This is a genomic window from Gordonia malaquae (genome assembly GCF_037148075.1).
Lineage (GTDB): Bacteria > Actinomycetota > Actinomycetes > Mycobacteriales > Mycobacteriaceae > Gordonia > Gordonia malaquae.
Genome location: NZ_JBBCUB010000018.1, coordinates 1 through 221 on the forward strand (window position 1 = coordinate 1; position 221 = coordinate 221).

At 44.3% G+C, this 221-nt stretch carries 1 rRNA gene; it reads left to right on the forward strand.

The window, feature by feature from the left end:
• Positions 1–139: 139 nt before the first annotated feature.
• A 16S ribosomal RNA gene (locus WFK36_RS22730) occupies positions 140–221 on the forward strand; the annotation flags it as partial.

Below are 221 nucleotides of genomic sequence, written 5' to 3' on the forward strand. Positions count from 1 at the left end.
AGGATGTTGTGACGGACAAGAATTTGTTTTTGTTTTGTTTATGATTGAATCTTTGTCAGTTTTTTGGATTTGGTCAGGTTTTGCTTTCTGGCTTGTGCTGAAATCACGCGCTCTTTGGGGTGTGTTTGTTTCACATTTTTTGTTGGAGAGTTTGATCCTGGCTCAGGACGAACGCTGGCGGCGTGCTTAACACATGCAAGTCGAACGGAAAGGCCCCTTCG